Annotated in this window: 16 protein-coding genes and 1 pseudogene; 16 read left to right on the top strand and 1 reads right to left on the bottom strand. The window is 35.9% G+C overall.

The annotated features are described in order from the left end of the window. The first annotated feature begins 129 nt into the window (after positions 1-129). Complete coding sequence (locus I6L50_RS29155; RefSeq protein WP_219303774.1) at positions 130-2,472, top strand: hypothetical protein; 2,343 nt, start codon at positions 130-132, stop codon at positions 2,470-2,472. Between the two features lie 129 nt (positions 2,473-2,601). Beyond that, complete coding sequence (locus tag I6L50_RS29150) at positions 2,602-2,763, top strand: hypothetical protein (RefSeq protein ID WP_219303773.1); 162 nt, start codon at positions 2,602-2,604, stop codon at positions 2,761-2,763. Positions 2,764-2,943: 180 nt separating this feature from the next. Here I6L50_RS29150 and I6L50_RS29145 read toward each other — a convergent pair whose 3' ends face one another. Then, positions 2,944-3,132: a hypothetical protein gene (locus tag I6L50_RS29145; protein ID WP_219303772.1), complete on the bottom strand. Its 189-nt coding sequence runs from the start codon at positions 3,130-3,132 to the stop codon at positions 2,944-2,946. Between the two features lie 375 nt (positions 3,133-3,507). Here I6L50_RS29145 and cpaB point away from each other — a divergent pair, with 375 nt between their 5' ends. The 14 genes and pseudogenes from cpaB to I6L50_RS29075 all read left to right on the top strand — a co-directional run. Next, positions 3,508-4,368 carry a Flp pilus assembly protein CpaB gene (gene cpaB, locus I6L50_RS29140; protein ID WP_219303771.1) on the top strand — a complete coding sequence of 287 codons (861 nt, stop codon included), beginning with the start codon at positions 3,508-3,510 and terminating at the stop codon, positions 4,366-4,368. Between the two features lie 16 nt (positions 4,369-4,384). Continuing rightward, complete coding sequence (locus I6L50_RS29135) at positions 4,385-5,206, top strand: AAA family ATPase (RefSeq protein ID WP_219303770.1); 822 nt, start codon at positions 4,385-4,387, stop codon at positions 5,204-5,206. Between the two features lie 17 nt (positions 5,207-5,223). Next, positions 5,224-6,657: a TadA family conjugal transfer-associated ATPase gene (locus tag I6L50_RS29130; protein WP_219303769.1), complete on the top strand. Its 1,434-nt coding sequence runs from the start codon at positions 5,224-5,226 to the stop codon at positions 6,655-6,657. After that, positions 6,650-7,582 (top strand): type II secretion system F family protein, encoded by a 933-nt coding sequence (locus I6L50_RS29125; RefSeq protein WP_098342192.1) that lies wholly within the window; start codon positions 6,650-6,652, stop codon positions 7,580-7,582. Before I6L50_RS29130 ends, I6L50_RS29125 begins: the two co-directional genes overlap by 8 nt. 1 nt (position 7,583) lies before the next feature. After that, positions 7,584-8,450, top strand: a complete 867-nt coding sequence (locus tag I6L50_RS29120) for a hypothetical protein (protein ID WP_219303768.1) — start codon at positions 7,584-7,586, stop codon at positions 8,448-8,450. A gap of 43 nt (positions 8,451-8,493) precedes the next feature. Continuing rightward, positions 8,494-8,697, top strand: a complete 204-nt coding sequence (locus tag I6L50_RS29115) for a hypothetical protein (RefSeq protein WP_219303767.1) — start codon at positions 8,494-8,496, stop codon at positions 8,695-8,697. A 71-nt stretch (positions 8,698-8,768) separates the two neighbouring features. Then, entirely contained in the window at positions 8,769-8,975 is a 207-nt protein-coding gene (locus tag I6L50_RS29110) for a hypothetical protein (protein ID WP_002069494.1), read from the top strand. A 67-nt stretch (positions 8,976-9,042) separates the two neighbouring features. Further along, a complete protein-coding gene (locus I6L50_RS29105) occupies positions 9,043-9,249 on the top strand; it encodes a hypothetical protein (protein ID WP_219303766.1) in 207 nt (68 codons plus the stop codon). Between the two features lie 72 nt (positions 9,250-9,321). Further along, complete coding sequence (locus I6L50_RS29100) at positions 9,322-9,927, top strand: WxL domain-containing protein (protein ID WP_219303765.1); 606 nt, start codon at positions 9,322-9,324, stop codon at positions 9,925-9,927. Positions 9,928-10,000: 73 nt separating this feature from the next. Next, positions 10,001-11,095 carry a DUF916 domain-containing protein gene (locus tag I6L50_RS29095; RefSeq protein WP_219303764.1) on the top strand — a complete coding sequence of 365 codons (1,095 nt, stop codon included), beginning with the start codon at positions 10,001-10,003 and terminating at the stop codon, positions 11,093-11,095. Between the two features lie 22 nt (positions 11,096-11,117). Next, positions 11,118-13,043 (top strand): WxL domain-containing protein, encoded by a 1,926-nt coding sequence (locus I6L50_RS29090; protein WP_219303763.1) that lies wholly within the window; start codon positions 11,118-11,120, stop codon positions 13,041-13,043. A gap of 40 nt (positions 13,044-13,083) precedes the next feature. Beyond that, the gene (locus I6L50_RS29085) at positions 13,084-13,629 is read left to right on the top strand and encodes a hypothetical protein (RefSeq protein WP_219303762.1); all 546 of its coding nucleotides are present in this window, start codon (positions 13,084-13,086) and stop codon (positions 13,627-13,629) included. After that, positions 13,626-14,249, top strand: a complete 624-nt coding sequence (locus tag I6L50_RS29080) for a hypothetical protein (protein WP_219303761.1) — start codon at positions 13,626-13,628, stop codon at positions 14,247-14,249. The genes I6L50_RS29085 and I6L50_RS29080 overlap by 4 nt, the downstream gene beginning before the upstream one ends. A 902-nt stretch (positions 14,250-15,151) precedes the next feature. Beyond that, a pseudogene (locus tag I6L50_RS29075) lies at positions 15,152-15,574 on the top strand (hypothetical protein); the annotation flags it as partial.

The raw sequence follows: 15,574 nt of genomic DNA, 5'->3' as shown, positions 1-15,574 counted from the left end.
AGAAATTTGATAATATTAGTCGCATAATATGATAATAGAATGTTTTTATAATAATTACGTAAAGGACACACCTTACGTACCTACCAAAGGTACAGGTGTGTCCTTTTTTGTTTTCTAGGGGGATAAGATATGAAATTAAAAAGAAAATTATTAATTAGTTGTACATCAGCATTGTTGTTATTACCTACATTAGCTCATGCAAATAACAATGATGTTCCGTTCTTTGACGGGAACGAAGAAAACTTTATGAAAGCAAAGGAACTGCAAATGCCTGGAAGGTTTTATCGTCCAGGAAGTGGGTACGCAGCAAAGGAATCACTATATTTGAGTGACTTACATTATCCAGCCGTATATAATGGTTCTTTCAATTGGGATAATCCTAATGAAAACAAAGCACAAAATGAAGATTTCTCAGAACCTTATGTTCGTATTGCTAATGAGGGATACCTAAATGGTTCAGTTCCTGCAGGAGATCGAATGGTAACAGAAGTGGAAAGAATTAATTATGACATAATAGCAAGTAAGTATTGGGGGAATTCTGAGTTTGTTCTAGCAGAAATACTAAAGTATAGACTATCGCAGTATCAAGGAAGTAAAGCATATGGTGATTTTTATTGGATTCGTGATATTGCGTATTTATCCGGAGGATATGCTGGATCAGGAGGAAACGCTAATAAATATAATTTGTGGTATGTTCGAACGAGTAAGCCAGAAATAAAAGATTTCAAGGCTTCAAGTGGTACAAAGGATATACCTGTAAAATTTAGATTTAACGGTTTTGAGTATGTCAGCAAGGGAAAAGGGTATAACGATAGAGACCCTAATGGGACAACAGTAAATCCTTATCAATCAGCTGCTGGGGAAAGGAATCGTGTGAAATGGATTCTAGACATTGAAAAAGATGGCGAAACAGTGCATCATCAGGAGAATTACTTACGTTCGAATCCGCAAAAAGATAACCAGAAACCAAATGAAGGCGATGCAGGACAATTTACTAAAGAAGATGTAAGCTGGAAGCCGCAAATGTGTGGTCGTTACACTGCAAAAATTAAAGTTACTGACGCTGTTCAAAGGGATTCAAATGAGAAGACCGTAAACTTTAATGTGGATGGTAACTGTGGTACAGAGGTTACACCTAACCCAGATCCGGGTGATGAAGAAGATTATAAATATAAAATTGATTTTTCGGCTGACCGAATTGAAGGAGAAACAGCAAGAGAAGGAAAGAATATTAAAACAAGAGTAGACGTATCACGTGATAACTTCAAACCAGAACGTGATCAATATAGAGCGACGGTAAACAATAATATTAATAAGTCCCAGCAGGAAGTAAATAGCTCTGAATCAGATAGAGATAGCGCTCAATCAAGTTTAAGTTATTGCCGTCGTGATCCTATTCATGAAATAGATGCGGAAGGAAATCACCACTATTATGATAGGGACTGCTCATGGGAAGAGAATAGACTAGACAACGCTGCGGGTAGGTTAGATAAGGCAAGAGAAAAGCTAGATAAAGAGAAGAAAAAAATTAAGAAGTTAGATGGATTAGAAGAAAAATATGTGAATCCTGAAACAGTTGTGGTGTTAAAACATAATGGGCAACAAGTGGCTTTACAAAAGATAAGACTAACAGAGGGAGAAAAGAAAACATTGAACCTTGACTGGCAACATAAAGGGAAAGGAACAATTCAGGCTGAAATTAACCCTGCTGGTAATCGTATAGATATAGAAGAAACCACATACAAAAATAATCCTATTAAAACAGCTATCTATGCACCATCACATGAAAAAGGGATGTGTGGTGTAACTAGCGTAAAAGGTGTGGTAGAAACAGTCAGTGAGCGTGTTTCTAAAGATGATACAGTTGGAGAAATGTATTATGAAACATTAAGTGGCAGTATTGATAAGTTATTGCCGTCTAAGTTACATTCTGGATATGGATTTTCGTATGAAGTAAATGGAACATATAAAAATGATTGGAATGCAAATTATCCTGGTGTATTTACAGCAGCAACAGCACAATATCCGTTCGCAGATGAAGGATTAAAATCTAAACAAGATTTAGAACGTAAGACAAATACAGGCTCTACATCAAGTTTTTCTCCAAAGAATATGTATCTTTCGGAGAAAACAGGCCATGTATTTGATAGTAAAAGACCAACTAAGTCTTTATATTGGGATGGACAAGAAAAGATCATTGATGGGGGACAAAAATGGTATACGCCAATGAAGACGAAAGATGGGGTATATACTTTCAATGTAGAAACAGCTCCAGTAGGTATTAATGAAATGAGTCTGTGTCTAACAGAGCAGGTAGAAATTAAAGGTGTTGCGTATGATGATTTTATAAAAAGAAGAGTTTTCCCAGATGATCCATTCCCAGGTGGAAGTGGAGTAGGCTGGAACTGGGTAGGTAAAGAAGAACTACTTCATAAACTGACGGATTGGTATTACATGAAAAATGGGAAATAAAAATTAAATATAGTATAATTAGATGAATCGAAAAAAGAGATCCATCTTAAACTAGTAGCTGAATGGATAAACCAAAGGCACATCCCTTAATTGGGATGTGCCTTTTTTTCGTAGAAGGGGGAATATAAAGTGGATAAAAAGAAAAAACAACGTGTGAGACGTGCAATTTTCATCGGGGTTGTCGCAATGATTATATCGTTGTGCATTGGTAGTGAATTTCAGGATCGGAATGGGAAAAGCTATGCTCCTGCAAAGTATTTTGAAACAGGAACAAAATTGATTTCATTTTAGAAGTAATTTTATTTATTTCTTCAACTATAGTGGATGCAGAGACATGACATGGACCATAGTTGATGTTATAATATGTGTAGAAGTATTACAAAGATAGTTTTTGCATAAACTAATAAAGACGAGATGCGTCAACATCTCGCCTTATGTAACTGCTACCGCAAGGTGGTTGGTTACTAGAATTTAGTTATTTTTGTTGAACCACCTAGTACGTTTGCGGCGTTGGGTGGTTCTTTTCGTTTTTCGTCGCTTTTTTTGTATTTTCTTCCAAGACGTTGATAGGTATTTTCCTACTCGTTTTGCAAAAAATACAGCGACTTCCCTAGCAATAACTTTCAAAATTTCAATTGCTATAGTGAAAAGTATATCCATACGGTCACCTCCTTTCTCCATAAAATGAAAGAGAAAGGATAGCAACCGACCACCCTGAAATATTCAGTTACGTTACATCTATTATATCATATTTAATGGGTAGTTAATAGCTTAAAAACCTTGATATGACAACGTTTTTAAAGGTTATTTGTTTTTTGTAATTCGTGCGTTAGAATAGAAAAAATTGATTTTTTTTTAGAAATGATTGACATAAAACCGTATATATCATAATATTGAAATTGTAATATTAAAGAAAACAAATCCAACATTTTCATATAGACTTTAGATTAGCTAAAAGGACACACCTAAGGCGCTTTATGCCATAGGTGTGTCCTTTTTTTGCGTTTAAAGGCTACATAAGGAGGAGCACAAACATTGAAGCCATCTAAGTTTCAAAAGAAGCAGATTGCTGCGGTTGGTCTTGCCGCTGCAACAGTCGCTGGTATCTATGGATACAATCATTTTGCAGTGGAGAATGCAGTAAAACCAACAAAGATTGTCGTAGCCGCAAAGGATATACCCGCTCATACAGAGATTAAAGAGGATATGCTAGTTGAACGCACATTACCTGGTGATGCCATTCCGCCCAATGCATTACGCGTGAGTAAGAAAGAGGTCGTAGGAAAATGGACAAATGATGGGCAACCCATTACAGAAAATAGCTATCTTTTCAAAAATAAAGTGGTAAAGAAAGAAGAGTTACCAGACTCTGCAATATTAAACCTAAAAAATGAAGAAGTTGCTTTCCCATTACTCGTTGATCTTGAAACAAGTTCCGGGAATAGTATTATTCCTAACACATACGTGGACTTGTATTTCAAACAGGTTGTGAAAGAAGGAGAAAATGAGAAGGTTGTATTCGGTGGTCTTTTCCAACGTGTACGTGTTACGGCAGCAAAAGATAGTAATACAGAAGATGCATTCGTGTTAGAAAAGAAAGAATCAAAAGAGGAACAAGAAGGGAAACAAAAACCGAAGGTAACTCGTTTATATACATTAGCTGTTTCACCAGAACAACTCCAATACTTAAATCGTGCGAAAATGCTTGGAGATGTGATTCCCGTTGCAGTCGGACAAAAGGTAGAACAAACAGGGAAGGAATTACAACCAGCAGAAGGGTTCTCACAAATATCTGATCAGAAGAACATTTTAGATTATGTAGAGAAACATTCAACCAATCCAATTTCTAAAAATGTAAAAGAATATGTTGCACAGTATCTGAACGAATCCAAATAAGAAAGGGGGTATTAAGATGGAGCGGCAAGTCAGAATAGTTGCCTTTTATGCGACAAACGAAAACGTAGGGAAAAGCACGTTAAGTATTGCGATGGCGAATGAGTTAGCTCATTTAGGGAAAAAGGTGCTGTATGTAGAAGCAGACCAAGTGAGACCAAGCTTTGCAGTTGGAACAGGTCTTAGCCATGACAGCAAAAATATGTTAGAGCTTGTGAGAAAAGAAAATGAGTACAATCTCTTGCAGTACATTTGCACAAAACAAGATTTACTAGAGAAAAAATTGAATCCAAGGTTGATACAAAAATTGCACGATAAGATGGATTTTCTGGTATTTCCATCAGGATATAACATGGCTCACTTCCCTGAGATTCAAAACAAAGAATTATTTGTAACAACATTCATCGAATCGCTTGTAGCCACAGAATACGATTACATCATTCTATCTGTACCAACTGAATTATCAGAGGTACTGAGTTACCCAATCTTATATCAATCAGATCTTGTGGTTCATGTGCTAAATAGTAATCCTCGTGGTGCTTTAGCAATTAAGCAAGAATTGCAGTTGATAGAAGAAACGAAGCTGACATTACCTCGTATGATTCATGTTTTGAACATGGGGGATGAGAATTATGTAGAAGATATCGAAAAGCTTTCTTCTCAAAAAATTGCGGTGACCATTCCATATGATAGAGATCGTACAAGTTACGAATGGGGGATGCAGATTGGTTCCCCACAAATTAATACAAAGGTCCATCACATTATGGAAGCAGCTGGTCTTGATATTGCATCCCAGCATACATCCTCTATGAAAAAGGGTATCTTTGGTTTTCGAAATTAAAAGGGGAGGTTAGTAGTATGTGGGGTTATTTACAGGCAAAACAAGTGGCCTTAAAACGAAATCGAGTAGATTTATACCATTTTGGTTATATGATTCGTTCCAAATCGGCTCGAAAATTAGGGACGACTACAGCTCAACAAATTAAAGATATAACGGATGAAATTCGTGCGTTTTTAGTAAAAGAACATCGTGATATTTTAAGTGAGTCCTTTATGAATAAGGAGAAGAGAGCTGCTGTAGAAACGATCATTAAAAACTTTTTGTTAAGTAATCAAGTTGTTATCGCAGATGTTCCTTCGGATCAGTTATTAAACATGGTATGTGATGACATTGTGGGATTCGGGATTATAGAGTCTTTGAAAGAGGATAAGGACGTAACCGATATTTATATAAATGGCACAAAAGAGATTATTTACGAAAAAATTGGGGAGGGAGAATGTACATTTCCTTACCGATTTGAAACGGAAGAAGAAGTGAAAGCCTTAGCCTACAAGATGGTAAACAGTACGTCAGAATCATTAAATACAGCAAAGCCATATGTAGATTGTGTATTTCCGTATATACGTATCAATATTGCGTTAGATGAACTTGGGGGACTAGGAACAACGATAACGATTCGTAAGAATGCGGATCATCTTCGTGCCTCTGAAGAGCGTATGTTATCTACAAATCAAGCATCGAGAGAGATGTTGGACTTTTTGGCCGCAGCCGTGAAAGCCAAAATGAATATTTTAGTGGCGGGAGCAACAGGTACAGGGAAGTCAGAGTTTATGAAATATCTTGCTTCTCATATTCCGAAAGGGAAAAAGAAAGAACGTACTCTCGTAGTAGAAGATAACCCTGAATTATATTTGCATCGTATTTTTCCAGAACATCATTTTGTTCCGATGCAGTGTAGGGCATCGGAAGTAGAAGAGAATGCCATTGACTTTGATAGATTGCTAACAAATGCGTTACGACAAGGACCAAAGCGATTAATAGTAGGGGAATCAAGGGGGAAAGAAGCATTGAAAATGCTGAACTTCTTCCAAACAGGACACCCTGGTTTTACTTCTGTCCATGCAAGAAGTGCAAAAGAAGCAGTTAGACGTTTAATGCTCATGTGTCTGCAAAGTGGTGCAAATATTGACGCCCAGTATTTATATGAATTAATTTCACAGACGTTTGATGTGATTGTCTTTTTAGAAAAGAAAGATGATGGGAATCGCTATATTACAGAGATGATTGAATTATTGGATTATCAAGATGATATACAGTTCAATCAGCTTTCTCAATTTATTCCGACAGGCGAGGAATATGATGAAATGAATGAGAAAGTAGGAAAGATTCATGGAGATCATATCATTACAGCAAAAATGTCAGCTGAAATGGAGAAGAAATTCCGTTCTTCTACTGTAAATCCAGCTCTTTATGCACCATTCCTTACACATAGGGAGGTGCAATATGCATAGTTTGTTAGCTTATGGATGTATATTCCTCATATTCATGAGTGTACTATTGTTAGTTTTACTTTTCACAAAATCTAAGGGTTCTGCCCTTTCCCAATTTGTACAAGAAAATGAGAAAGAAGAAAGACGCTTAGAATTACGGAATATCAAAGGAATACGGATGTATCTTCCACAATCCGTTATCCAGGAAGCCCAAAAGTACGAGTGGAAACTGACGAAAAGTATGTACTGGGTATATACGGTACTTTCAGGGATGAGTATTGCAGCTGTATTCTACTTCTCTTTTGGAAGAGATCCTTTTACACTGATTTCCGCTTTATGTGGGTTTTTAGTGCCGAGGTTTCTTCTCTATCGTAGAAAAAAACGTTATTACTTAGTTGTCATAGATCGTCTTTCTATCTATATGAAGGCTGTAGCAAATGCACTTCAAATTAGTAATAACGCAAAACGCGTGTTACTTCAGGTGAAACCGATGATGCATGACAGTATTCAAGAAGAAATAGAAAAAGTTTCTCTTTTATTAGAAGGGGGAACCACGATGCATCGTGCATTTAGAGGGTTTAATGAAACCTTTAACTTTAGAGAATTGGTTTTCTTCCACGAAATGTTGGAAGTATGTAGCAGAGAAGGTGGAGCAAATTCTGTGCAAGTCTTACTAGATATTGCAGAAGATTTCGAAAAACAAAAGCTATACCTGGCAAGATTACGTTCTAGTTTGTCACAAGCACAACGTGCTTTTGTACAGAACTGCTTAATAGTCATCGCAATGCCGATTGTCATTATGTTGATGTCAAAAGAGGCATATGGATTTTTGGCAGGTTCTATGATGGGAAAAATTGCATTAACAGTAAATATGTTTATTGTATTTTTCCTAGCAACACGTGTAGAAAAAATTGCAAATTATAACCCGACAGAAAGGGGGGAATAAGATGGCTGCGTTTTTAGGTTTAGTCATATTTGTTGTCATGTACTGGGTATTCTCCACCTTTCTACAAAGTAAAAAAGACAGTGAGAGTGTACTTACTCATTATGTAGAAAATGCGAAGCGTATTGAAAAGAAGAATTTGAATCAAATGATGCTTGCTCCTTTTCAATCGTTATCACATAAGTATCTGACAGAAGAAAAGAAAGAGCAAATTCAGAAAAAATTAGAGGAAGCTGGCTTGGATACGAGACCAGAAGAATATTTGAAAATGAAGGTTGCGTATCCTGTCATTTTCACATCTGTTTTCTTGATTTGTACCGTGTTCCATGATTACTACTTATTTAAAGTAGGTGTTCTGATTTCACCACTGCTTTACTTCTATCCAGATTACTTATTAAAAAGAAAGATTAAACAGGCTGTAGAGGCAAGAAAGTTTGAGTTACCGGAGTATTTAATTCCATTGCTGCAGTTGTTAAAAACACATACAACACTAGAAGCAGTTAAAAAAGCAGAGATATATGCAGGAAGGCACCTTCGTTCCTATGTATCTACTCTTACAGCGGAATTAGAAATGTACGCAGGCTCAGATCAACCATTTAGAAACTTTGCCGCATCTTTAAATAGTCCAGAAGTAAACACCTTTACCATCGCACTGCAACAGGCGCAAAAAACGGACAAGGTACAAAGTCTTCGGATTATGGATTCGCAAATTAAAATGATGCGTGAATTAAAACATGAGAACTACAACCGTCTGATTCAAGATAAGCCAATGGAAATGAATAAATTTAACGTTGCGGTTATTGGTTGTATCGTTATTTATCCGATGGTCATTGTTATTCAATCCTTAACACAAGGATTTGCAAGTTTATAAAAAAGATATTACCCCAAATGGAATAGGAAAAGGAGCAAAATACATGTTAACAAAAATGAAGAATTGGTTAAAAAATGAAGACTCACAATTATCATCAGAAAACGGTATGCTAATCGCTTTAGCGGTAATTATTGTACTAGTCATTGGACCGTTTGTATGGAAAGCAATCCAAGGTGGTTATGAAACAATTCTATCTCGATTCACAAAAGCATCAAGCAATGCAAATGTGGATTCTTGGAACAAGTAATAAAATTTTAATTAGGTAAACTCTTATCCTAGTAGTTTCCTAAAATCGATATATAAAGGGGCAAAAATAAAATGTTAGTAAAAACGAAAAATTGGTTAAAAAACGAAGATTCACAGTTGTCATCAGAAAACGGTATGTTAATCGCGTTAGCGGTAATTATTGTACTAGTCATTGGACCATTTGTATGGAAGGCAATTCAAGGTGGTTATGACACGATTCTGGCACGATTCACAAAAGCATCAAGTAACGCAGATGTAGATTCTTGGAACAAGAAATAAGGGCTTGTACTAGATGAAATCTTAAATTAGTAAATCTCTAAATTTTAATATAAAGGAGCAAAATGAAATGTTAACGAAAATGAAAAGTTGGTTAAAAAATGAGGATTCACAGCTATCATCAGAAAACGGTATGTTAATCGCGTTAGCGGTAATTATTGTACTAGTCATTGGACCGTTTGTATGGAAAGCCATTCAAGGTGGATATGACACAATTCTATCTCGATTCACAAAAGCATCAAGCAATGCAGATGTAGATTCTTGGAACAAAAAATAAATTTTGGATTGCAAATAAGAGGGGGCATGTTTCATACAGCTCCCTCCTTTTAAAACATAAGGAGGTATTATGATGAGATTCAGTAAAGTAATGATTCCTACTTTAGCAACAATTGCTCTGGGTATGTCAGTAATGGGTACACCTGCAAGTGCGGCGACAACAGCGGAGACAAAGCTAACTCAAAGTATAACTGGTGGAGAACATAATGTTGCTGTTACTCCTGTCAGTAATTTTAACGCTATAACACTAAGTGGAGAAACACAAGTGACAAATGCAAATCCAGGTGTGCTAACAGTCACAGATGCAACTGGTTCAGGAAATGGCTGGAGAATTAATGTAAAAGCAGATCAATTTAAGATAAATGGTGATGCAAAATCAAATCGAACACTTCCAAAAGGATCTCTAGTTTTAAATAGTGGCGGTGCTGCTATTACGAAAATAGGCGGGACAAGTTCACCTAATCCGGAGTTTAAAACAGCTAACTTTATAATAGATACAGATAATCAGGTTACAATTTTAAGTGCGAAAAAAGATGAGGGTATGGGAAAGTATAACGTGAGTTTTAATGATAAGTCTATGGCGTTAACCTTAAATCCACATAGTACATATGTAGAGAATAAGGCTGGTGCTACCTCATATGAGTCGAAACTTACCTATTCCATTGTAACAGGACCTTAATTAGTAATGATCATGCAGAAGAGATTCATATTATAGATATGGTTCTCTTCTGTACATAGAAAGAAGGGGCAAAATGAAAGACTATGCATATAAAATTTTTATTAGTATATTGGTGGCTATTATATTCATTTTAAGTCTAAGCCTAAAACCTTTTCAGCTTGTTTATGCAGAAGAAAAACAAGATAGTCTACCATTTGATGTAAACATTCATGTTCCAGATAATCAGATAGGCGATATCAAAAACTATTTTACTTTACAGGTGAATAAGAAACAGAACCAAACAGTGAAAATGGATGTACACAATAAAGCTAATACTCCAATCAAAGTGAATGTAAAAGTGGCCAATGCTCTCACCTCTACAAACGGAGGTATTATGTATGTGCCAAACCGTGAAGTTTCACAAAGTAAGTTAATGGATACAAATTTTTATATGGATCAGTATGTGCAAGCTCCTTCCGCTGTTACTTTAGAAGGTAATCAAACGAAGACCATAGAGGTACAACTAACGACACCTAATCAAGATGGAGTATTTTTGGGCGGATTATTGTTTGAATTAGTACAAGATACAAAATCACAGGATCTTGAAAAAGATGGACTGAACTTCTCTGTACATAACCGTATCGAATATGCAGTAGCGATACAATTGAATGTAAGTAAGACTGAAAATTCAGTTAATAACTCATCTCTGAAGTTAAATGGCACAGCGATTGAATCATATCCAACTCAACCGCAAGTACATGCACTTATTCAAAATACAAATGCAAATATAGTGATGGATGTGGCAGTTTACTATGAAGTTTTATCTAAGGATAACGTTCTATTTCATGGGAATATCCCAGCGTTCAATGTTGCTCCGAAATCCAAGGTAGGATTGGCTATTCCATGGAAAGCGAAAGAATACAAAGATGGAAAGTATATGCTAAAAGTCACAATAAAAGAGAACGGTGTACCCAAAACATATACAGAAGAATTCCAGATAACTGCTTCTAATGTGACAGAGTACGCGGAGCAAACAGGTGCAGTAAAGGTGTTAGCGACGTATTCTAATCAAACATATATGATAGTGGCTGGTGTTGTAATCGTAATCATTTCAATATTTGTATTTGTATGGTGGAGAAAGAAGCATGCAAAACAGCAAGAGGAAAAGAAAGCCTCTCAGAGAGCATAAAAAACGAAAGGTGGGGACAACGGTGAAATGGGGGAAGCTTTTCACTTCAATCATGCTTTTAAGTGCTTCATACCTATTTCTTGATTCAAAAGATAATTCTATATTAGCTGATCAAGTAGAAAAACAGCAGCATGGTATTCCAACTCTCACTGCGAGTGGGAAAGAGAATGAGGTCAAATTGGAATGGGCAATTGATATCTTAGATCAAGATGTACTATGGAAAATTGATTTTAATAACCCTAAAGATGTCAATTTAATGAATGGTTGGGGAGAATTTTATGGGAATGGGAATCAAAGTTTACAATCAGAAGTCTTTTATCCAAATGGTGCAGATACCAGCGGATACAAAGTATTTGATACAAAATTAGGAGGGAATCGAGTCTTATATCCCTATACGGTTAAAACAGATTCTATCGCTGTTTTTAAGCGATTAAATGTGCCCAATAATGCTTATATTTCCGCAACCTTTAAAGCAAGATCACAAGGATTGGGAAGAATTAGTTTCTATGGTGATGGAAGTTGGGAAACAGGAAGAGAATTTGATTATTATAACGCTACCGTTTTAAAGGATGTGCCATCCGGTTCGAAAGAATTAGAAATTAGTAATATCTCTTTATTTCCGGAAAGAGAACCAGGCACCAACATACCAAAGGATAGAAAACATTTAACTTCGGACATAAATAAAGATGTGTATCAAGATTCTCCGATGGTAGATAAGGTAATTCCTTATCAGGATGGTTCTGGACAGGGGAAGTTAATATTAAATAGTCCTATTATGACTCCAATGAAACAAGGTGACCGCTTAAAAACAAGAAAATGGGCAGCACCTATCCAATTACCAAATAATCGTACGGTCACAAAGGATGATTCTAATAAAGATATAAATGGATGGTCTACATTCAGTATGAATACCCAAGTTGCAAATAATCCTTTTTATATTACCGAGCAACGAGGCGTAACGTTTTATATGCTTGCGTATTCAGAAGGGATTACATATGTGGATGAATTAAAAGTGGGATATGCATCAGAAGCAGAAGTATACCGAGCGAATCAGCAAATATATAAAGGTAGACTTTCTGACTATGTAGATAAAGAAACAAGGGATCAGGCAGCACCAACAACACCTGAAGGCTTTCAAATAGAAAATAGAGAGCTAAAGGAAACAAAAGTAACATATGATTCCGCGAAAGATGAAGGGAGTATCTATCATTATAAAATTCGTGGTGTTGGTAGGAATGGCGCTTCAGACTTTTCTAAGGAGGTTCCTGCTACTGTAACAAGTGGTGTGAAAGGGTATGAATATGTAGTAAATGACAAACCGGACATATCACTCGATAAAGCAAATGGCGTTCAGTTTACAAATCAGACTAGTATTCAGTTTCCGACTGATTATGCGAAACCGCAATATGTACATATCCGAACAGTAGATAAAGCTGGGAATAAAAGTGCGACAAAGCATGTTTTTACCACACAAAAAGGACATGTAGACATGCTCACTGTACCAAAAAGTGTGGAATTCAGTCCGATCCAATTAAGTGGAGAAAAACAAAATTCATTTGGTACATTAGGAAAAATCATGATTCATGATAGTCGGAATCAAGCGGATGGATGGAGATTGAATGTAACTATATCACCATTTACAGAATCGAATATATCAAAACAATTGCCAAAGGGTTCTCTATACTTGAAAAATCAAGTGAGTGTAACAAAAGTGAAAGGGCCAGAGACAGGGAAACCTATTGTACAGATTCCCAATGCACCTATTGATAATGGGGCAGCACACACCATTATCCAGGCTATAAAAGATGTAGCAATTGGAGAATATCAAATTGATTTTGGTCAACATGCATTCCAACTTCAGCTAGATCCAGGGACAACCTATGTAGGGACGAATAGGCAAGCAACTTATAATTCTACGGTCACATGGTCTTTAGTAAGTGGACCTTAAAAAATCCATCTAAACAAGAATGAAATAAGGAGAGGGAAATATGGGTATATATGTAATAGGAATGTTAATAGGGTATATGATCCTGAATGTATTTACTGATTTGAAGTATAGAAAAACGAAAAATATGTGGCATTTACTATTCTTAATTGTGGGTATAGGAATCACGTATTTTGCTGGAATAAGAACAGGGAAAGAGATTACGATTGTACTAGTCATGACCTTAGCATGTGGTTTATTGTTAGAGACGTTTAAATTTTCTTCACCTGGTGATACGAAAATGCTTGTGGTGGTAGCTTTATATGTTAGCAATGTAGTAGAAGAATCGGCTATACTTACCGCTATTACATTAACAGCTTTCCATTTACTATTCTTTTGGATTGCCAGTGTGTATCGATTAATTAAGATTTTAGGGTTTACAGGAGCTATTAAAGACCAATTAGAGCATGCTGCCTCTATATTTGGTGCGAAACTACCAAAGAAAGAAATACAGCTAATACAGAGTTTTCCAGGGGCTTGTTCTATTTTATTAGGAGCACTTGTTTATGTTGCTTTCACTATATATCAAAACGGAGGTATCTTGGCTTGAACAGTAGAATCATTCATCAAAGAGAAACATATATTTACTTCACTATATTTGCGCTTGTAGGAGTTTTAATTTTGAACATGTTCATTAATATGGTGTTTGTACTAGCGTATCCGTTACTTATCGGATTAATTGCACAGGTTGTCTTGTTGCAGAAGGTGAAAAAGCCATTTTATCAAAGCGGAAAAGAATTAACGGAACAGCTAAAACTAAAAAATATATTTCTAGTAGAATCAAATGTTTTAGGAGATGAAGAAGGAACGGTGTATGAGGTGCATCAAATGCCTTTTGCATTCTCAAATGGATTAATTAATAAAGAGAAGGGGTATAAAGTAGTAAAACAAGAATATGAAAGAAAGGTAAAAGAAGATTTAACGAAAATTGCAAAATGGCAAGTTACAACAAAAGCTAGGCTAGTTACTACTACACATTTTCGCTTGTATGTGATTTGGCAGAAAAATAGTACAGGCTATCAGCTGAAAAAGTTAGAAGATTGTATTGATCCCTATGCCAAGATGAACCTTATACAATGGATGATTGCTTCATTCTGTACGACTGGTCGTATCAAGTACGATAAGAAACCAAAAGAGTGGGCAAGCTATGAATGGATTGTTTTAAGATAAATAAAAAAGACAGAACGTAAAACTACTGTTTTTTTAAAAATGACGATGAGATATGACTCAATATCTCGTGTAGGATACTTTAGTTATACATAATTTCAAGAAAATGAAAAAGAATATGTAAAAAGACAATAAATTTATTTAAATTTAATACCTAAAACAAGCATAACCCCGTCCTAAATTTAGGACGGGGTTAAAATATAGTTGTTTAATTTTCGATATAAGATACTTCACTGTACTCAAAAATATAACAATAAAGTCGTTTGGAAATCTAATGTTTATTCAACAATAGCGCCCGATTGTTGAAGATGCTTATTGAAGAAAAGCGCCCGTTTGTTTAAGTGTAATTGTTCACAAAGCATTAAAGGAATGCTATGTCCGTTGTTGAAGAAAGAAAACACCTCTGTCATTTTTCTTCAGGGTAATAGCCATATGTATTCTTCCGTTCATCATGACGGGTAATTGAGAATCCATTGATAGTCTAAAAAGTTTCTAGCAGTAATAAAGTCCCCTTCTAAAAGACTATGTAGCAATAGACTATTCATATGTCCAAAATGATTATTTAAAGCATTAATAAAAAGTAATAATAAGCCCTTGATATAATTACCATTATAGAATTGACCTAACCCTGTAAATAACCAAGTAAATGCTACAGCAATGATTTTCACTACGGAGCTCCTTAATAATATTCATGATTAGTATTTCTATAAAAGGAAATCCGATTCAAACACGTAGTACGTTTATGCGTTTCTATACTTTACAGGCGAAATGCAAGTCAAGCGGATCGGAAATGAATTGAGCCTTGGTGTGTTTTTGCTAAAATTTTTAATTGATATGCGGCTTCCAATGTTTTATGCTAATTATGCTCTTTATTGCAAATATTTCACATAAAAGGACGGGTCAACTTGAGAAAATCGAAAAAGCTAATCATTGCCGGAGTTGTAGCAGCAGTACTATTGCCCTTGGTTTATCTTCAATTAGAGACAGGAGCTGTAACAAAGAAAGTAAGCAATGTCATCTATGACAGCAAATATGGTAAGTGCGGGTTTCTTGACAAGGAATGGGACCAGTTGGAAGAAGCTGGGATCACAAACGCCAGCATAGATGAAATGGTTGCAAATGCTTCGAGTCCTGGGGTTGTGTGTGACGACCTGGAAGACATGCTGTATGACATTCACAATCCAAAGTTAACGGAAGAAGAGGAAGCCGCTAAAGAAAAAAAATCTGCTAAGTTGGCGGAGGCAGCAAACCAGGCGATTGAGGAAGACAATAGGAGAATCGAAAAAGCAAGAACCTTCATAGATACTGGCCTTAAAGCCATGATTGAC

It is taken from the genome of Bacillus sp. FDAARGOS_1420 (assembly GCF_019344915.1).
Classification (GTDB): Bacteria; Bacillota; Bacilli; order Bacillales; family Bacillaceae_G; genus Bacillus_A; species Bacillus_A mycoides.
This window is presented reverse-complemented; position numbering and strand designations above follow the sequence as displayed.